The 18,615-nt window shown below is 69.5% G+C and carries 15 protein-coding genes; 11 read left to right on the forward strand and 4 right to left on the reverse strand.

Features of this window, described 5'->3' with window-relative positions:
• The first annotated feature begins 15 nt into the window (after positions 1-15).
• Genes GRI99_RS16960 through GRI99_RS16970 form a run of 3 tightly spaced genes read left to right on the forward strand, consistent with a single transcriptional unit; the run spans position 16 to position 3,670 of the window.
• Positions 16-1,008 (forward strand): alpha/beta hydrolase, encoded by a 993-nt coding sequence (locus tag GRI99_RS16960; RefSeq protein WP_237438431.1) that lies wholly within the window; start codon positions 16-18, stop codon positions 1,006-1,008.
• Positions 1,008-2,600, forward strand: a complete 1,593-nt coding sequence (locus GRI99_RS16965; RefSeq protein ID WP_160773258.1) for a carboxylesterase/lipase family protein — start codon at positions 1,008-1,010, stop codon at positions 2,598-2,600. Before GRI99_RS16960 ends, GRI99_RS16965 begins: the two co-directional genes overlap by 1 nt.
• Positions 2,600-3,670, forward strand: a complete 1,071-nt coding sequence (locus tag GRI99_RS16970; protein WP_237438432.1) for an SMP-30/gluconolactonase/LRE family protein — start codon at positions 2,600-2,602, stop codon at positions 3,668-3,670. Before GRI99_RS16965 ends, GRI99_RS16970 begins: the two co-directional genes overlap by 1 nt.
• Here the strand turns inward: GRI99_RS16970 and GRI99_RS16975 are convergent.
• Together GRI99_RS16975 and GRI99_RS16980 are read right to left on the reverse strand one after the other, a co-directional pair.
• On the reverse strand, positions 3,667-5,028 hold the full coding sequence (locus tag GRI99_RS16975; RefSeq protein ID WP_160773259.1) for an ATP-binding protein: 1,362 nt from the start codon (positions 5,026-5,028) through the stop codon (positions 3,667-3,669). The two genes, GRI99_RS16970 and GRI99_RS16975, sit on opposite strands and share 4 nt — an antisense overlap.
• Positions 5,025-5,681: a response regulator gene (locus GRI99_RS16980; protein ID WP_160773260.1), complete on the reverse strand. Its 657-nt coding sequence runs from the start codon at positions 5,679-5,681 to the stop codon at positions 5,025-5,027. Before GRI99_RS16980 ends, GRI99_RS16975 begins: the two co-directional genes overlap by 4 nt.
• Before the next feature lie 113 nt (positions 5,682-5,794).
• Between GRI99_RS16980 and GRI99_RS16985 the strand changes: the two genes are divergently transcribed.
• From GRI99_RS16985 to GRI99_RS17005, 5 genes are all read left to right on the forward strand, one after another.
• A complete protein-coding gene (locus GRI99_RS16985; RefSeq protein WP_160773261.1) occupies positions 5,795-6,874 on the forward strand; it encodes an efflux RND transporter periplasmic adaptor subunit in 1,080 nt (359 codons plus the stop codon).
• 4 nt (positions 6,875-6,878) lie between these two features.
• Positions 6,879-9,980 carry an efflux RND transporter permease subunit gene (locus tag GRI99_RS16990; RefSeq protein WP_160773262.1) on the forward strand — a complete coding sequence of 1,034 codons (3,102 nt, stop codon included), beginning with the start codon at positions 6,879-6,881 and terminating at the stop codon, positions 9,978-9,980.
• Positions 9,977-11,206, forward strand: a complete 1,230-nt coding sequence (locus GRI99_RS16995; RefSeq protein ID WP_160773263.1) for a TolC family protein — start codon at positions 9,977-9,979, stop codon at positions 11,204-11,206. Before GRI99_RS16990 ends, GRI99_RS16995 begins: the two co-directional genes overlap by 4 nt.
• Before the next feature lie 133 nt (positions 11,207-11,339).
• Complete coding sequence (locus tag GRI99_RS17000) at positions 11,340-11,810, forward strand: (2Fe-2S)-binding protein (protein WP_160773264.1); 471 nt, start codon at positions 11,340-11,342, stop codon at positions 11,808-11,810.
• Positions 11,803-14,013: a xanthine dehydrogenase family protein molybdopterin-binding subunit gene (locus GRI99_RS17005; protein ID WP_160773265.1), complete on the forward strand. Its 2,211-nt coding sequence runs from the start codon at positions 11,803-11,805 to the stop codon at positions 14,011-14,013. Before GRI99_RS17000 ends, GRI99_RS17005 begins: the two co-directional genes overlap by 8 nt.
• Positions 14,014-14,073: 60 nt before the next feature.
• On the opposite strand, the gene GRI99_RS17010 is transcribed toward GRI99_RS17005, so the two are convergent.
• Positions 14,074-15,753 carry a CHASE domain-containing protein gene (locus GRI99_RS17010; RefSeq protein WP_337192948.1) on the reverse strand — a complete coding sequence of 560 codons (1,680 nt, stop codon included), beginning with the start codon at positions 15,751-15,753 and terminating at the stop codon, positions 14,074-14,076.
• Between the two features lie 153 nt (positions 15,754-15,906).
• Between GRI99_RS17010 and GRI99_RS17015 the strand changes: the two genes are divergently transcribed.
• From GRI99_RS17015 to GRI99_RS17025, 3 genes are all read left to right on the forward strand, one after another.
• Positions 15,907-16,056: a NepR family anti-sigma factor gene (locus GRI99_RS17015; protein ID WP_337192949.1), complete on the forward strand. Its 150-nt coding sequence runs from the start codon at positions 15,907-15,909 to the stop codon at positions 16,054-16,056.
• Complete coding sequence (locus GRI99_RS17020; RefSeq protein ID WP_337192950.1) at positions 16,053-16,688, forward strand: sigma-70 family RNA polymerase sigma factor; 636 nt, start codon at positions 16,053-16,055, stop codon at positions 16,686-16,688. The genes GRI99_RS17015 and GRI99_RS17020 overlap by 4 nt, the downstream gene beginning before the upstream one ends.
• Before the next feature lie 81 nt (positions 16,689-16,769).
• A complete protein-coding gene (locus tag GRI99_RS17025; RefSeq protein WP_160773267.1) occupies positions 16,770-17,939 on the forward strand; it encodes an AI-2E family transporter in 1,170 nt (389 codons plus the stop codon).
• Between the two features lie 22 nt (positions 17,940-17,961).
• On the opposite strand, the gene GRI99_RS17030 is transcribed toward GRI99_RS17025, so the two are convergent.
• A complete protein-coding gene (locus GRI99_RS17030; RefSeq protein ID WP_160773268.1) occupies positions 17,962-18,573 on the reverse strand; it encodes a superoxide dismutase in 612 nt (203 codons plus the stop codon).
• Between the last annotated feature and the right edge of the window lie 42 nt (positions 18,574-18,615).

Raw genomic sequence — 18,615 nt, forward strand, 5'->3', positions numbered from 1 at the left:
AGGGAGAATAGAGGGATGAGCATGAACAGGCACGCCGGAGCGGCCACACTCGCACTGCTGGCGGCATCGCTGGCCGCGCCGGTACAGGCACAGGGTCAGCGCGATTTTCCGGTGGCCGATGCGCCGGTGCTGGCCGACAACTTTCCGGTCCACGCCGTGCCCTTTCCGCGCGGGGTCAGCGCCTGGCGCGACGTGATCTACCAGCAGTTGTCGGGCCATATCCCGCAGGTGCTCGATATCTATGTCCCGCGCGAACCAGGGCCGCACCCGCTGGTGCTATATATCCACGGCGGCGGCTGGCAGGGCGGGCACACGCGCCATTCGGGTGCCCTGGCCAATTTCCCCGAGGTGCTGGCGGCGCTGGCGGCGGAAGGCTTCGTGGTAGCCAGCCTCGAGTATCGCCTGTCTGCCGATGCGCAGTTTCCGGCCCAGTTGCAGGATGCCAAGGCGGCCATCCGGTTCCTGGCCGCCAATGCCGCGCAGTACCGGGTCGATCCGGCGCGGGTCGGCGTGTGGGGCGGCTCCGCCGGCGGGCACCTGACGGCGCTGGCTGCGCTCACCTGCGGCGACACCGCGCTTGATCCCGCAGCAGCAGGCGAACCCTGCGTGTCAGCGGCAGTGACATGGTACGGCGTGTTCGACTTTGCCCAGCAGGCAGCCGGCCAGCCGGGCAGTGTCGACACCGCCGCCGAGCGGCTGCTGGGCTGCGCAGGACGCTGCCCGGCCGACCGCTATGCCTTCGCCAGCCCGGTGACCTACATCGATGCGCAGGACCCCGCCTTCCTGCTGATCCACGGCGAGGAGGACCGCACCGTCGCCATTGGCCAGTCGCGGCTGGCCGAACAGCGCCTGCGCGCCGCCGGGGTACCGGTGGAGGCGATCTACATCCCGCACGTCGACCACAGCTTCATTGGCCGCACGCCGGCCGAAACGCGCGAGGCCACCCTGCGAGCCACCAATGCCACCTTCGACTTCTTCCATGCCCGCCTGCACCGGGGAGGCCAGTGATGCGCCTGGTCCTGACCGCGCTGGCGGCAGGGCTGGCGCTGGCGGTGACCGGCCCCGCTGCGGCGGAAGAACCGGTTGCCGTCGACGGCGGCATGATCGACGGCATTACCCTGCCATCCGGGGTAGATGCCTGGCTGGGCGTGCCCTTTGCCGCCCCGCCGGTGCGCGAACGGCGCTGGCAGCCGCCGCAGCCGGTGGAGCCATGGACCGGCGTGCGCCACGCCGACCGGTTTGCCCCGCAATGCCTGCAACCGCTGCGCAGCCCGGCGCAGAACCACTACTTCGGCGTGGAGGCGACCAGCGAGGACTGCCTCTACCTCAACATCTGGGCACCGGCCGGCGCGCGTGACAAGCTGCCGGTGGTGGTCTGGGTCTATGGCGGCGGGTTCAACATCGGTTCGGCCAGCATGGCCAACTATTCGGGCGAAGGGCTGGCCGCCGACGGGGTGATCCGGGTGAACCTGTCCTACCGCGTCGGTCCGCTGGGTTTCTTGGCCCATCCCGAGCTGTCGCGTGAAGCGGACTATGGGGCATCGGGCAATTATGGCCTGATGGACCTTGTCGCCGGCCTCGAATGGGTGCGCGACAACATCGCGCGCTTCGGCGGCGATCCCGGCAACGTGACACTGGTGGGCCAGTCGGCCGGATCGATGGCCATTGCGGTGCTGCAACAAAGCCCGCAAGCCGCCGGCCTGTTCCACCGTGCGGTGGCGATGAGCGGCAGCAATTTCGGCGGGCTGGTCAATCCCGTGCCGCTGGCTGCCGCCGAAGCACAAGGGTTGGCCTTGCAACAGGAACTGGGCGCAACCTCGCTTTCCGATCTGCGCGCCCTGCCGGGTGACCGCGTGGCCGCCGCGCGCTCCCCGCGCGATCCGGTGGTGATTGACGGCCACGTGGTCATGGGCACCGCCGATCAGGTTTATGCCAGCGGCCGTTTCAACGATGTGCCGCTGCTGCTGGGCTATACCCGCGACGAGAGCTTCCGGCCCCTGCCCCCGCCGGCCAGCGCCGCGCAGCTCGAGGCCGAGGTTGCCGCGCGCTTTCCGGCCAATGCCGCCGCCGTGCTTGCCGCCTATGCCGGAGCCGATCCGCAGCGGGCCGCGCTGGACATCGCGCGCGATGCCACGGTGGGCCTGCAGATGGCAGGCTGGGCACGCGCGCAGGCCGGCAACGGCGCGGCGCCGGTCTACGGCTATTTCTTCACCCGCCGCCAGCCCTATACGCCGGGCGTGTCCTTCTCGGACCACGACCCGGCGACGGCGGGGGCCTATCACACCGGTGACGTGCCCTACTGGCTGCGCACGCGCGAATCGCTCAACCTGTTCCGCCGCACGCGTGACTGGGAGCCGGGCGATGCGGCGCTGGAACGGGAGATGGCCGGCGCCCTGATCGCCTTTGCCCGCGACGGCGTGCCCCGCAGCGAGCGGCTGGGCCCCTGGCCGCAGCTTGACCTGGCTGACCCGCGCGTAGCCCTGCTGGCGCCCGAACCGGCGATCGCAGCCTGGCCACACTGGGCCGACATGGCCCTGCTTGCCGGTTCCGCCCAGCCGCCCGCCCAGTCCCCCGCCCAGCCCAGGCCGCCACGCGACTGATGATGCGCGCGCTTTCCTGCACCGCCGCCCTGTGGCTCGCCTGCCTGGCCAGCAGCCCGGCAGCGGCGCAGGAGTGCCCGGCCGACAGCCAGCTTGCCTATATCTGCGGGCTTGACCGGCCCGAGGACCTGGTAGTGATCCCCGGCACCCGCTGGCTGGTGGCCAGCAGCTTCGTGCCAGGCGGCGGCATCCGGCTGGTCGATGGCGAGGCGCGCATGGCCCGGCGCTGGTTCGCGGGCACGGCGGACCAGATCGCCCCGCTGGCCGATGCCCTGCCCGCCTGCCCCGGCCCGCCCGATCCGGCCCTGCTGCACACCCGGGGCCTTGCCCTGCGGCCGCTGGACGATGGCCGCTGGCGGCTGCTGGCAGTCAACCACGGCGGGCGCGAGGCGATCGAGCTGTTCGACGTTGTGCAGACCGGTGGCGAGCCGCAGATCGTCTGGCGCGGCTGCCTGCCGCTGCCGGCGGGGCAGGTCGCCAACTCCGTCACCGCCTTTGCCGACGGCACGGTGCTGGTCACTGTGCTGACACGGCCGGGCACGACCATCGGCGATTTCATGCTGGGGCGCACCACGGGCGCGGTATGGCAATGGCGGCCCGGAGAGCCCGGCTTCAGCGAGCTCCCCGGAACGCAGCTTCCCGGCAACAACGGGATCGAGACCGATCCGGACCAGCGGCATTTCTATGTCGTTTCATTCGGCCTGCACGCGGTTGCGGTGTTCGACCGGCAGAACACCGCGGCCCCCGTCAGCCTGATTACCGCGCCAGATTTCATGCCGGACAACATCCGCTGGTCCGAAGGCAGGCTGCTGCTGGCCGGGATGCGCCTTGACGAGCCGGCCTGCGGCGGGCTGCGGCAGGTGGTGGACGGGGTGGCCGACCCGATGCTGTGCCACCGCGGCTGGGTGGTGGGCGAACTGCTGCGCGATCAGGAGCGCATCGCCACCCTTGCCTATGGCCACCCGCAACCCGGCTTCAACGGCCACTCGGTAGCGGTCCTGTGGCAGGACGAGCTGTGGCTGGGATCGTTCCAGGCAGACCGCGTGGCGACTGTCACGCCGCCGCGCTAGGCGGTCTTGTCCGCCAGTGGCACGCGGAACGATGCCGCCAGCCCTGTGGTCGTCCGGGAAAGCACCAGCCGGGTGTCCAGCGCCTCGGCAATGTCGAGCGCCATGGCCAGCCCCAGGCCGGAGCCGGGCATGTCCGGATCGAAGCGGGTGCCGATCTCGGTGGCGCGCGCGATCTGCTCGTCGGTCATGCCGGGCCCGTCATCGCTGACCGTCAGGCGACAGCCGCCATCGGCGCGGACCGCCCCGATCGTCACCTGGCGGGCCGCCCACTTGCCCGCATTGTCGAGCAGGATCGCGCACAGGTCCACCAGGTTGGCCTGGTCCGCTGCGACGCTGAAGGGCCTCTCGAACCCCTGCATCGCAAACGCCTTGTCCGGGTGCAGCCGGCGCATGGCCCGCAGCACCGGCTCCAGCGCATCGGGCAGGGGCACGCTTTCGCCGGGCAGGCGGGCCACGGCGTTCGAGCGGGCGCGGGCGAGCTGGTAATCGATCTGTTGCTGCATCCGTTCGGCATGATCCAGCAATACGGTGGCCGAGGCGCGGGTCGCCTCATTGTCCGCCAGCCGCTCCGCCTCGTCGGTGATCACGGCCAGCGGGGTGCGCAGCGAGTGGGCCAGGTTGCCGGCATGAACCCGCGCCCGGTCAACCATCTGCCCGGTCTGCGCGATGTAGGCGTTGAGGTCGCTCACCAGCGGGGCGATCTCGGCGGGATAGGTGCCGTCCAGCGTGCGCGACCTGCCGCCGCGCACCGCGTTGATTGCCGAACCCAGCCGGTCGAGCGGCTTGAGACCGATGCCGATCATCACCAGCCCGGTTGCCAGCAGGGCAGTGGCCAGCGCCGCCAGCCACCAGCTCAGCTCGCGCGAGAAAGCGGCGATGTCCTCGTCCAGCTCGCGCTGGTCGGTGGCGATCACGACGTGCACTTCCTCGCCCGCCGGGCCGCGCTCGATCATGCCATAGGTGATGGCCGGCCCGGTGGGGCCCCGCTCGATGCGGTGGACGATCTGCGGCGAATGGGCCACGCGCTGGTCCAGCTCGCCGCGGGTCATCGATTCCGATTTCAGCGGAGGGTGGCCGTGGACCGCTACCTCCCAGTAGAAGCCGGACAGCGGTTCCTCATACCGCGGATCGGACAGCGGGCGCAGCAGGTAGGGCGCGCCCTCCCCGTCCAGCTCGGCCAGCCGCGCCAGCTCGCGCACGTGGACTTCCAGCTCCTCGTGATAGGCAGTCTCGATGTGGCGGGTGAACACCTGCGTGGCGGTGAACCAGATGCCGGCGATGCCCAGCAGCACCCACAGGCCCACGGCCAGCACGAAACGCAGCCGCAGGCTGCCGGAGGCTGGCAGAGCCGCCCTCACCGGTTGAGCCTGTAGCCAAGGCCGCGCAGGGTGCTGATCCGCTCGCGCCCGATCTTGCGGCGCAGGCGGCCCACCAGCACTTCCACGGTGTTGAGCTCGCGCTCCGCCTCAAGGTCGTAGAGGTCTTCCAGGATATCCCCTTGCGCCAGCACCTGGCCGGGGCGGCGCATGAACAGGTGCAGCAGGGCGAACTCGCGGCGGCTGAGCTCCAGCTCCTCGCCATCCGCCTGCGCGGTGCGGGCCAGCGGGTCCAGGGTCAGGTCGCCCACGCTGAGCGCCGAGGCGCGGGTGCCGCCCTGCCGCCGGTGCAGGGCGTTGAGGCGGGCCTGCAGTTCCTCGAACCGCACCGGCTTGACCACGAAATCGTCGGCCCCCGCGTTGAGGCCTTCCACCTTGTCCTGCCAGCTTCCCCGCGCGGTCAGGATCAGGATCGGACAGGCCACGCGGGCCGCGCGCCAGTGGCGCAGCAGGTCGATCCCGCTGCCGTCGGGCAGGCCAAGATCGAGCACCACGGCGGCCATGCGGTCCATGTCCGGCCAGTCGCGCGCTGCATCGCAGGTGGTGGCCAGGTCCACGGCATAGCCCGCCCCGCGCAGCCGCTCGGCCAGGCGGCGGCCCAGTTCGGGATCGTCCTCAACCAGCAGCAGGCGCATCGCGCGAAGTTCCTTGGGGCCAGGCGGTGGTGCCGCCCCTTTCCGCCCCGAAACTGACAACAAGCTGGCAAACTGACAAGTTGCTGTCAGCTTGGCAGCGGAAACGGGGCGGCATGACCACCCGCCGCCCGCTCCGCTTCGCCTGCGCCACCGCGCTGCTTTTGCTTGCCGCCTGCGGCTCCGGCGCGGATGAGCCCGCCGCACCGCAAGCCGCCGCCAGCCCCGCGCTGGCGATCGAGACTGCCACGGCCGCCGCCGCAACCGGCCTGCCGCTGGCCCGCGTGCCGGGCCAGGTGACCCTGCCCCCCGATGCCCGCGTGGCGGTGACCGCACCCTTCCCCGGCGCGGCGGTGCGGGTGTTCGTGATCGAAGGGCAGGCCGTGGCGCGCGGCACGCCGCTGGCGCTGGTCCGCGCGGCCGAGCCGGTGACCATCGGCGCCGATATCGCCCGCGCCCGCGCCGAGGTGGGCCTGGCCGAAGCCCGCGCTTCCCGGCTCAACCAGTTGGCCGAGGAAGGCATCATTGCCCGCGCACGCGCCGACGAGGCCGCCGCCGCGCTGACCCAGGCCCGCGCCACCCTCAATGAAGCCCAGCGCATGGCCAGCATGGCCGGTTCCGGCCCCGATGGCATGATGACCCTGCGCGCGCCCATTGCCGGGCGCGTGGCCCATGTGGCGGTGGAAACCGGCGGCGGGGTGGACGGGATGACCGCGCCCTTCGTGATCGAGGCGACCGGCCGCTACCAGCTTGACCTGCAGATTCCCGCGCGGCTGGCGGCGCAGGTCCGCCCCGGCATGGCGGTGGAGGTGGAAGTGCCCACGGTGGAAGGTGCTGAGCCGCTGGTGGTTGGCGGGCAGATCCTCTCGGTCACCCCCTCGCTCGATCCGCAGACCCGTTCGGTCATGGCCAAGGCCAGCGTGGGCGCAGCACCTGGCCTGGTCGCCGGGCAGAACCTCACCGTTTCGATCACCGGCAATGGTGACGGCACCGGCGTTGCCGTCCCCTCGCGGGCGGTCACCCGGATCGAGGGGGCAGACCACGTGTTCGTCCGCAGCGGAGCGGACTTTACCCCCCGACCCGTCACTGTGCTTGCCAATTCGGGCGGCACCGCCGTCATCAGCCAGGGGCTGCAGGCGGGCGAGGTGGTAGCCACCAGCTCGATTGCCGAGCTCAAGGCAGCGGCGGCGGAATAGGGCCATGCTGCGCGCACTCATCGAAAAGGCGCTGGCCCTGCGCCTCGCCGTTCTCGGCCTCGCAGTGCTGCTGGCGGGCCTGGGAGCCTGGTCGTTCGCCAGGCTGCCGATCGATGCCTTCCCGGACATCAGCTCCACCCAGGTGAAGATCATCCTGCGCGCGCCGGGGATGACCCCGGAAGAAGTGGAAAGCCGCGTCATCACCCCGATCGAGATGGAGATGCTGGGCATCCCCGACCAGACCATGCTGCGATCGGTCGCCAAGTATGCCATCGCCGATATCACCATCGACTTTGCCGACGGGACCGACATCTACTGGGCCCGCAGCCAGGTGGCCGAGCGGCTCAACAATGCCATAGGCGACCTGCCCGATACGGTGGACGGCGGCATGGCCCCGATCTCCACCCCGTTGAGCGACATGTACATGTTCACGCTGGAAGGCCCGCAATCGCTGGCCGAGAAGCGCCGCGTGCTCGACTGGGTGGTCCGCCCGGCCCTGCGCACGGTGCCCGGCGTGGCCGACGTCAATTCGCTCGGCGGCTTTGTCGAGACCTTCGAGGTGGCGCCGGACAATGCCGCGCTGGCCGCCGCGGGCCTGTCCACCGCCGACCTTGCCGCCGCCATAGAAGGCGGCAACCGCAACGACGGCGCGGGCCGGCTGGTGACCGGCGAGGAAGCGCTGATCGTGCGCTCCACCGGGGCCATCGCCTCGCTGGAGGACCTGGCCAACACCGTGGTGAAGAACGAAGCCGGCGGCGTGGTGCTGGTGGGTGACGTGGCCAATGTGCGCACCGGCAGCCTCACCCGCTATGGCGCGGTCACCCGCAATGGCGAAGAGGAGGCGGTGCAGGGCCTGGTTATCGGCCTGCGCGGGGCCGATGCGTCACAGGTGGTAGCGGGCGTCCGCACGCGGCTGGAGGAGATCGCCCCCAGCCTGCCCGAAGGGATGGACGTGGTGCCCTTCTACGACCGGTCCGACCTGATCGGCCGCGCCGTGGGGACGGTGGAGAAAGCGCTGCTGGAAGCCACCGTGCTGGTGGTGTTCCTGCTGCTGCTGTTCCTGGGTGACCTGCGCGCCTCGGTGATCGTGGCGCTGGCCCTGCCGATGGCGGCATTGCTGACCTTCATCTTCATGAGCGCGATCGGCCTCACCGCCAACCTGATGAGCCTGGGGGGCCTGGCGATTGCCGTGGGCATCCTGGTGGATGGCGCGGTGGTGGTGGTGGAGAACGTGGTCGAGCGCCTGTCCGACGCAAAGCACGCGAAAATGGGCAAGGCCTACAACGTGCTGCGGGCCACGGTGGAAGTGGCCAAGCCCGTGGCCGCCGGGCTGGCGATCATCGCCATCGTGTTCCTGCCGCTGCTGACGCTGGAAGGGCTGGAGGGTAAGCTGTTCTCGCCGGTCGCCAAGACCATCGTGCTGGCGCTGCTGTCCGCACTGGTCCTGTCGCTGACGCTGGTGCCGGTGCTGGCGCTCTACCTGCTGAAGGTGAAGGAGGGGCATCACGAACCCTGGCTGATGCGCCAGATCGGGCCGCGCTATACCACGCTGCTGGATCGCGCCTTTGCCCGCAAGAAGGTGGTGTTCGGCGTGGCGGGCGCGGCGCTGGCGCTGGCAGGCGTGGCCTACAGCTTCACCGGCAAGACCTTCCTGCCGGTGATGGACGAAGGTTCGGTGGTGATGCAGCTCTCCAAGCTGCCCTCGGTCTCGCTGGAGCATTCGCTGGCGGGCGACCTGGTCGTGCAGCGCGCGATCCTTGAGGACGTGCCCGAAGTGGAGGCGATCATCGCCCGTGTCGGCTCGGACGAGATCGGGCTTGATCCGATGGGCCTGAACGAGACCGACGCCTTCCTGCAACTGGCCCCGCGCGAGGACTGGCGGGTGGCCGACAAGGACTGGCTGGTTGATCAGCTCCGCGCCGTGCTGGCCCGCTTCCCCGGCATCGAGCCCGGCTTCACCCAGCCGATCGAGATGCGCACATCGGAAATGCTCACCGGCGCCCGCGGTGACCTGGCGATCAAGCTGTTCGGGCCGGACCTGGCAGAACTGTCGCGCCTGTCGGGCCAGATCCAGACCCGGCTGGAAGGGATCGAAGGCACCAGCGAGGCGATGACCGTGGCCAACGATACCGTGGACTACCTGCAGGTGGATATCGACCGCGTGGCCGCGGGCCGGGTGGGGATGCCGGTCACCGACCTGCAGGACATGCTGCGCGCGCAGGTGGAAGGCACCCGCGCGGGCGTGGTGGCCGATGGCAACCGCCGCGTGCCGATCGTGCTGCGCGGTGAAGGCTCGGCGGCCGATACGCCGCAGGCCTTTGCCGACCAGCTTTACCGCTCGCCCGCCGGCCAGCTCGTCCGCGCCAGCGATGTCGCCCGCGTAGCGGTGACGGAAGGCCCGGTGAAGCTGGAGCACGAGAACGGCAGCCGCTTCGCCCTGATCCAGGCCTTCGTGACCGGGCGCGACCTGGTGGGTTACGTTGACGAGGCCCGCGCCGACATCGAGGCCAATGTCCCGCTGCCACCGGGCTATCGCGTGGAATGGGGCGGCCAGTTCGAGAACCAGCAGCGCGCCAGCGCCCGGCTGGGGCTGGTGCTGCCGATTGCCGTGCTGATGATCTTCGGTGTGCTCTACATGACACTGGGCTCGCTGCGGGCCTCGCTGCTGATCCTCACCAACATCCCCTTCGCCATGGTCGGCGGCATGGTGGCGCTAGCCATATCCGGCGAATACCTGTCGGTTCCCGCCTCGGTTGGGTTCATCGCTCTGGTCGGCATCGCGGTGCTCAACGGCCTGGTCATGGTCAGCTACTTCCGCCAGTTGCGCAGCGAGGGGATGCCGCTGCACGAGGCGGTCCGCCGCGGGGCGGAGCGGCGCCTGCGGCCGGTGCTGATGACGGCCACCATCGCTGCCTTCGGCCTGGTGCCGCTGTTGTTCGCCACCGGGCCGGGATCGGAAATCCAGAAGCCGCTGGCCATCGTGGTGATCGGCGGCCTCGTCACCGCCACGCTGCTGACGCTGGTACTGCTGCCGATCCTCTACGAACGCTTCGGCGAAAGCGCGGGCGAGCACGACGAGGAACTGGGCGGAGGGTATGACGCATGACCTGGCGACTGTTCCTTGCCCTCTCCGCCGCCGTGATCGTGCCGCTGCCGGCGCTGGCCGAACCCGGCCTGCCCGATGCAGCGCAGGTGGCCGAGGCGCTGGATGCCCACCCCTCTGTCCTCGCCGCCCGGCAGCGCGTGGAGGCGACCCGAGCCGGGGCCGAGGCGCGCGCCATCGGTCCGCACGAGCTGACCTTCTCCGGCAGCTACGTGCGGCGCGACACGCGGATCGACGGCGGCTTCAACGAATTCGACACCCAGCTTTCGCGCTCGGTCCGCCTGCCCGGCAAGGCCCGGCTCGACAGCGAGATCGGCCAGCACCAGGTCGAGGCGGCGGAAAACATGGCCGAGGACGTGCGCCACCAGGCTGCGCTGGTGCTGGCCGGCCACTGGTGGGATTGGCTGGAGGCTGCCGCCGCCGCGCGGGTGGACCTGCAGGCGGTGGGCAACCTTGAACGGTCGCTGGCGGCGGTCCGGCGGCGCGTGGAACTGGGCGATGCAGCCCTGCTTGATGCCGATCTGGCCGAGGCCGCCCTGGGCCAGGCGCGCATCCTGGCCGAGCAGTCCGCCGGCGAGGCCCTGCTGGCGCGCGGGCGGCTGGAAACGCACTTCCCGGCGCTGGCCCTGCCCGCCGAAGCGCCCGAGGTGCCGCAGCCCGCTGCCGACGGCGACCTGCTGGCAACCCTGCGCGACCAGGTGCTGACCAACAGCCACGAAATCGCCGCCGCCGAGGCCCACGCCGATGGCATGTCCGCCGCTGCCGAGCGCGCCAGGCTGGAACGCACGGCCGACCCTTCGCTGGGCGTGCGGCTGTTCTCCGAACGCGGCGGGGAAGAGCGCGGCGCGGGCCTGGTCTTCTCGATCCCGCTGGGCGGCGGCCACCGCGCAGCCCTGGCCAGCGAGGCTGCGGCCACCGCCTCGGCCGCCGCGGCCGATGCCACCCTCGCCCGCTTCACCGTGCGCGAAACCGCGGATGCAGACCTGGCCGAGGCGACCTTTCGCATCAGCGCCTGGCACCGCGCCCGCGAGGCGCTGGACGCGCAGATGTCTGCCCTGCAACGCCTGCGGCGCGGCCATGACCTCAGCGAGATCGACCTGTCCGACCTGTTGCTGGGCGAGCGGCTGACCCACGAAGCCTTCCGCACCGAAGCCGTGACCCGCGCCCAGGCTCAGCGCGCCATCACCCGGATTCGCGTGGACAGCCACCAGTTGTGGCTGGCCGACTGAGGCTCCGTGGCCGCCCCGGCAGCCCGGCCCCGCAAGGTTCCGCCCGCCCCGCCCCAAGGTCTACTTGGCAGCGGGGTCGCAAGTCTGTAGACTTTGTCAAAATCGGGACTGGATCACTTCACAGGAGTTAGCGATGGCCTATCGGGTCAAGATCAATGGCGAGACGCGCGAGATCGATGCGCCGCAGGATATGCCCCTGCTGTGGGCCCTGCGCCAGGAACTGGGCATGGTCGGCACGAAGTTCGGCTGCGGCATCGGCATGTGCGGGGCCTGCACCGTGCATGTGGACGGCGTGGCCACCCGCTCGTGCAGCCTGCCGGTCGGCTCCATCGGCGACAAGGAAGTGACCACCATCGAGGCGCTGGCCCAGTCGCCCGTGGGTGAGGCCCTGCAGCAGGTGTGGCTGGAAGAGGACGTGATGCAGTGCGGCTATTGCCAGGCCGGCCAGCTGATGACCGCCACAGCGCTGCTCACCGCCAACCCCAACCCCAGCCAGGACGAGATCGAGAACGCCATGCGCGGCAACATCTGCCGCTGCGCGTGCTACAAGCGGATCAACCAGGCGATTGCCCGCGTTGCGCAGGAGGGCCCGGTCAATGCGTGATATCGCTCTCGCCCGCCGCGGGTTCCTGAAGGCCAGCGCCCTTGTCGGCGGCGGCTTTGCCCTTGCCGCCAGCATCCCGATGGCTGCCCGCGCGATGGCGGCAGAACAGGCCGAAGGCGGCATGCTCAACGCCTTCGTCACCATCAATCCGGACAACACCATTACCATCATCGGCAAGAACCCGGAGATCGGCCAGGGCATCAAGACTATGCTGCCCATGCTGATCGCCGAGGAGCTGGACGCCGACTGGGACCAGGTGCGCATCCTGCAGGGCGATACCGATGCCGCCCGCTATGGCCCGCAGCTAGCCGGCGGCAGCTTTGCCACGCCGATGAACTGGATTCCCATGCGCCAGGTGGGCGCCGCCGCCCGGCAGATGCTGCTGGCCGCCGCCGCGCAGACCTGGGGGGTCGAGGCTTCCTCGCTTACCACCGAGCCGAACGCCGTGGTCCATGCCGCTTCGGGCCGCCGCGCCAGCTATGGCAGCCTGGCCAGCGTGGCCGCCGGAATGCAGGTGCCGGACCTGGCCGCCGTGCCGCTGAAGGATGCGGCGCAGTTCCGCATCATCGGCCGTGCGATTGGCGGGATCGACAGCCCGCGCATCGTCAAGGGTGAGCCGATCTTCGGCGTCGACACCCAGCTTCCCGGCATGGTCTATGCCGCCTACGAGCGCAGCCCGGTCTATGGCGCGCGGCTGGTTTCGGCCGACGTGGCGGCCGCCAAGGCGCAGGCCGGCGTGATCGATGCCTTCACCATCGAGGGCAACGGCAAGGCCGACGAGCTGGTTGATGGCGTGGCCGTGATCGCCAGCAACTGGTGGCTGGCCAACCGCGCTCGCTCGGCCCTCAACGTCCAGTGGGACCAGGGCGAGTGGGCGAACCATTCCACCGCCGGCTATACCGCGCAGGCCGCCGAGGCCTGGGCATCGGGCACCCCTCAGGAAGTGCTCAACAACAAGGGCGATTTCGCCGCTGCTGCCGCCAGCGCGGCCAAGGTGATCGAGGCCGAATACAGCTATCCGTTCCTGGCCCACGTGGCGATGGAGCCGATGAACTGCACCGCGCTGATGCACGAGGACGGGCGCATGGAAATGTGGGCCCCGTCGCAGACCCCGCAGGGGGGCCTGGCCGTGGTGGCCAGTTACCTGGGCCTGCCGCAGGACAAGGTGACCGTGCACATCACCCGCATGGGCGGCGGCTTCGGCCGGCGGCTGACCAACGACTACATGGTCCAGGTGGCCGCGATTGCGAAGCGGATGCCCGGCACCCCGGTGCAGCTGATCTGGAGCCGCGAGGATGACGTGCGGTCGGACTTCTTCCGGCCGGGCGGCTATCACAAGTTCAAGGCGGCGATCGACGGCAGCGGCAAGCTGGTGGGTATCCAGGACCACTTCGTCACCTTCGACTATCCCGCCGGCGGCCCGTTCAACCCGGCATCGATGCCGGCCAGCGAGTTCCCCGCCAACTATGTGCCCAACGTGCACTATGGCATGACCAAGCTGCGCACCGCGATCCCGATGGGCGCGCTGCGGGCCCCCACCAGCAACGCGCTGGCCTTCGTCTTCCAGAGCTTTCTGGACGAGGTGGCGCAGGCATCGGGCAAGGACCTGCCTTCGCTGATGCTGGAGCTGATCGACGGTGCCGGCCCCGAACAGGGCGGCCGTGGTCCTGCCGGCCCCACCCCGGGCTTCAACCCCGCGCGGCTGGCCGGCGTCACCCGCAAGGTGATGGAGATGGCCAACTGGGGCACCCCTGCCGCAGAAGGCCGCGCCAAGGGCTTCGGCTTCTACTTCAGCCACCAGGGCTATTTCGCCGAAGTGGTGGAAGCCAGCCTCGACGCGCGCAACCAGGTGGTGATCCATGACGTGTGGTGCGCGGGCGACGTGGGCGCGCACATCATCAACCCGCACGGGGCGCTGAACCAGGTGGAAGGCTCGATCATCGACGGCCTGGGCCAGGCGCTGCAACTGGCGGTGGAATTCGAAGGGGGCGCGGCCAAGCAGTCCAACTTCCACAACTACCAGCTGCCGCGCATGCCGATGGTGCCCAACCTGCACGTGGAATTCGTGAAGAGCGACAATGCCCCCACCGGCCTGGGCGAACCCGCGCTGCCGCCGGTAATCCCGGCGCTGACCAACGCGCTGTTTGCCCTGACCGGTAAGCGGGTGCGCAAGCTGCCGATCGACACCAGCCAGTTCGCCTGATCGTCCGCGTCTGAACACAAGCTCGGCCCCTTTCCCGCCCGGCGGGAGAGGGGCCGATCCTCATTTGCCTTCCGCCGGGGTGGTGATCGCGGGCGGCTGCTTGCCCGCGCGGATGGCGAACTGGGTGGGCCGCCGCACCGGAATGGTCAGCAGGCAGCGCAGCCCTTCGGGCAGGAATTCCAGCTTCACCGGCTGCTTCAGTTCCTGCGCCACCACCCGCTCGATCAGGTCGGTGCCGAAGCCGCGCCGGTCCGGGCGCACCACCGGCGGACCGCCGCTTTCCTGCCAAGCGACTTCCACCAGTTCCTCGCTCCGCCGATGCCAAGTGACCGAAACCGTGCCGCCCGGCCGCGAGAGCGCGCCGTACTTGGCGGCATTGGTGGCCAGCTCGTGGATCGCCAGGCCCAGCGACAGGGCATCGTTGGGCGCCAGTTCCACGTCCGGACCGGCCATCTCCACCGTGTGCTCGGCCTCGAAGGCATAAGGGTTCAACTCTGCCTCGATCAGCGCGCGGATGGGGGTTGCCCCCCAGTCTGACATGGTCAGCAGGTCGTGGGTGGCAGACAGCGCGCGGATGCGCCCGTCCAGCCCGTCGGCAAACTCGTCCAGGCTGCCGCCCCGCCGCCGGGTGAGGGCGATGATTGAAAGGACGTTGGCCAGCGTGTTTTTGACCCGGTGGTTGAGCTCGCGGGTCAGCGTGGCGCGGATCGCGCTCTGCTCCTCGAACCAGTTAAGCGCCGCCTCGTCCTCCAGCGCCTGGCGGGTAAGCATCCGCACCAGCAGCATCAGCAGGCTGGCCGCCAGCAGGCCGAAGATCAGCGTGGCCATCGACAGGCGCGAGAGCGCGGCCGATCCGCTGCGCCCCACCTCGATGCGGAACGGGCGGTTGGCGATGTTCACCTGCAGCCGCACCACGCGGCCCGATGGCTCGACCCCCGGGCTGGTGGAGGCCAGTAACTGGCTGCCATCGCCCCACCCGTCATACAGGTTGACCAGGTAGCTGCCGGCATCCTCCAGTTCCAGCGCGCTGCTGAGGAAGTCCTGGCCGTTGAACGGGCTGTAGACGAAGCCGCTGAGCTGCCGCCGGCCGTCGACCATCACGAACACCGGCATGTAGATCAGGAAGCCGGGGCGCTCCTCGTCTCCCTCCTGCGCCAGCACCACCGCGCCCGAAGCGGTCGGGCGGGCCTGGTCGGCCGCCTCGTCCATCGCCGCACGGCGCACCGGTTCGGAATACATGTCAAAACCCAGCGCCCGCCGGCTGCGGTCGGTATCGGGCTGCAGGTAGAGCACGCCCACGCTGAAGGGCTGCCCTGGTTGGCGCGCGGGATTGAGCACGGCGGGGATGATGGCCGAGGCATTGAGCAGGGTGTTGAACGCCGCCTCGCCGCCCGGCCGCACTACCTTGGCCCAGCCGATTCCTTCTGCCCCGCGTGAATCCCCGTCCAGCCGCAGCTCGGATACGAAGCGGCGGAAATCGTCCGCCTGCACCTCGCCACCCTGCGCCGCAATCAGCGCGGCACCGGCGCGAAGGTAAGCGGCGCTGGCATTGGCGCGCCGTTCCAGCGCGCTGGCCAGCGCGGCGGAGCGGCTGCTCTGCAAGGCCTGGTTGCGCTCGCTCTCGCTGCGCTCGATGGCAAAGATTGCCAGCAGGGTGACCATGATGACGAGGAGGAAGATGCCCACCGGCGTAAAGCGCGGGTTGCCCACCAGCCAGCGCTGTACGCGGCCGCGTGTCACCTTGCTTCTTGCCGATCCACCCTCTGAAATCATGCCCATCCTGTTGGGAACCGAATAGAAGCGTTTTCGTTCCACTACGAGGACAAACCGCAAAAGGCGGTGTAGGGATCGTTAACTCAGGCAGTTGGTATGGTGCGGGAACAAACAATAACAGTGGAACCAAAAGGCAGGCCCGGCGGCAATGGTCGCAAGCCCGAGTGGGCGCAGGGCCTGAAAAAGCTTTACGATTCCGTCGTCGAAGAACCCCTGCCCGATGACCTGACCGCCCTGCTCGCCCGTCTGGATGACGAGGGCAAGAAGTGACCGCTGCCGCCACCGCACCCCGGCAGGTGATCCCGCGCAGCGACGCTGACCGCGCTGCCTTCAAGCGCGACCTTGCGGCCGTGGTGCCGCACCTGCGCGCCTTTGCCCGCGGCCTGTGCGGTCGGCCGGACATGGCCGACGACCTGGTGCAGGAAACCATGCTGAAGGCCTGGGCCGCGCAGGACCGGTTCGAGCCCGGCACATCGATGCGCGCCTGGACCTTCGTGATCCTGCGCAACATCTACCTCACCGACATGCGCCGCAACCGCTTCCGCGGCGAGTATGACGAGCTGGTGGCCGAGCGCATCCTGGTGGAACCCGCCGGGCAGGAAGCCCCGCTGCACCTGGCCGATCTGCACAGCGCCCTGCTGACCCTGCCGCCCGAACGGCGCGAGGCGCTGCTGCTGGTGGGGGCCGGCGGCTTTTCCTATGAAGAAGCCGCCGAAATCTGCGGCTGCGCCGTGGGCACGATCAAGAGCCGCGTGGGCCGCGCCCGCGCCGCCCTGTCGCAGATGATCGAGGCTGGAGGCGTTCCCGACGCCGATCGCAAGGGCAAGGAAGCCCACACCGCGATCATGGACGAGCTGGACATGGTGGCCGCCGGTGACGGCCTGACCGAGCCGCTGCGCTGACCTCCTCCTAATCACCGCTTGATCCGCCGCCCCGCGCGCGCCATGGATTTGGCCGGCATTCGCGACAAGGCGCACGGGGCAATGGCTTCGCAGGCAGATCAGCAACCGGACCCTGCGGCTTCGCCGGCCCCGTCCCCGCGCCGCCGGACCATGGGCTTTGCCGCGCAGGAACTGCGGCTGATTTCCGCCCTGGTGGTGATCCTCGCAATCGGCTTGTTCCTGGCCCTGCCTTTCGTGCTGTCGATCGGCGCGGTGGTGTTCCTGCCGCTGGTGTCGGCTATGGTGCTGACCATCCTGCTCTCTCCGCTGGCCGACAAGCTGGCCGGCTGGGGCCTGCCCAATACGCTTGCCTCGCTGCTGTCGATGGTAGTGATGGTGCTGGTGATCCTGCTGGCGCTGACTGCCGTGCTGAGCCCGGCCATCGCGCTGTATGACGAGCTACCGCAGATGATCGCCACGGTGGGCGAGCGGTTCAGCGAACTGCGCGGCAACCTTTCGTGGCTGGCCCGCATCAATGACCAGATCGCCGGCATCACCGGCGGCACCAGCGCCCGCGAGGTGGTGCTGGCCAGCCCATCGCTACTGGAAAAGGTGGCCGTGGCCACGCCCACCGTGGTGCTGGAACTGCTGCTGACCATCATGATGACCTTCTTCATGGTGGAATCGCGCGTGCGCCTGCGCCGCCGGCTGGTGCTGCAACGCCAGCAACTGGATGCCAGCCTGAAAGCCGCACGGGTTATGCGCGCGGTGCAGGACCGGGTGGCCGCCTATATCCTGACCGTGGGCGTCATCAACTTGGGCGTGGGCGTGATCGTGACGCTGGGGGCTTGGGCCATGGGCGTCACCGCGCCGCTGATGTGGGGCGGGCTGGCAGCGCTGTTGAACTTCATCCCCTATATCGGGCCGATGGCGATGGTGGCGCTGCTGGCGCTGTTTGGCCTTGGCACGGCGGAAAGCCCGCTGGTGGGCCTGATCCCGGCGGCGGCCTACCTGGGCCTGCACACCATCGAATCGAACGTGGTGACACCCGCCGTGCTGGGCGCGCGCTTCACCATGAACCCGGTGATGATCCTTCTGGCGCTGTCCTATTTCAGCTGGATCTGGGGGGTGGCGGGGGCGCTGCTGTCGGTCCCGCTGCTGCTGGCGCTGACCGCGCTGGTCGACCACCTGGGCAAGCCCAACCTGATCGGCTTCCTGTTTGGCGAGCCCTTGTTCGCCAACAATCTGCTGGAACTGGCCGAGGGCGACTGATGCCGCCCCCGGCCTGCCCTGCTTACGCGGGATAGGTCCAGGCGCTGCCGCGCGCCAGGTTCTCGGCGGCAAAATCCCAGTTCAGGTGCTGGTCGATCACCGCATCCAGATAGGCAGGCCGCGCATTGCGGTGGTCGATGTAATAGGCGTGCTCCCACAGGTCGATCACCAGCAGCGGGTTGACGCCCTGATCGGCGAAGGTGTCGCCGTCATGCGTTTCGCCCACTTCCAGCGTGCCGCCGCGATCCACCAGCCACACCCAGCCGCTGGCAAAGTGGCCCGCGCCCTTTTCCTTCAGCAGCGCCACCAGCTTTTCGAGCGAGCCGAACGCGGCATCGATCGCGCTGGCGAGGTCGCCGGCCGGGGCGCCGCCCTGCGGGGCCAGCGAATGCCAGTAGAAGCCGTGGTTCCAGCTCTGCGCGGCGTTGTTGAACAGGCCCTGGTTGCTGCCGCGCGCGGCGGCAATCACGTATTCCAGGCTTTTACCGTCAAGGTCGGTGCCAGCAATCGCGGCATTGGTCTTGTCGATATAGGCCTTGTGGTGCTTGCCGTGGTGATAGTCGAAGGTCTCGCCGCTGATGGCGGGGGCCAGGGCTTCCTTGGCAAAAGGCAGGTCGATCAGGGTAAAGGCCATCTTGGTGTCTTTCCGTATCCGGGGGGTTGAGTGGGGTGCCTG

Source organism: Alteraurantiacibacter buctensis (assembly GCF_009827655.1).
Classification (GTDB): Bacteria; Pseudomonadota; Alphaproteobacteria; order Sphingomonadales; family Sphingomonadaceae; genus Alteraurantiacibacter; species Alteraurantiacibacter buctensis.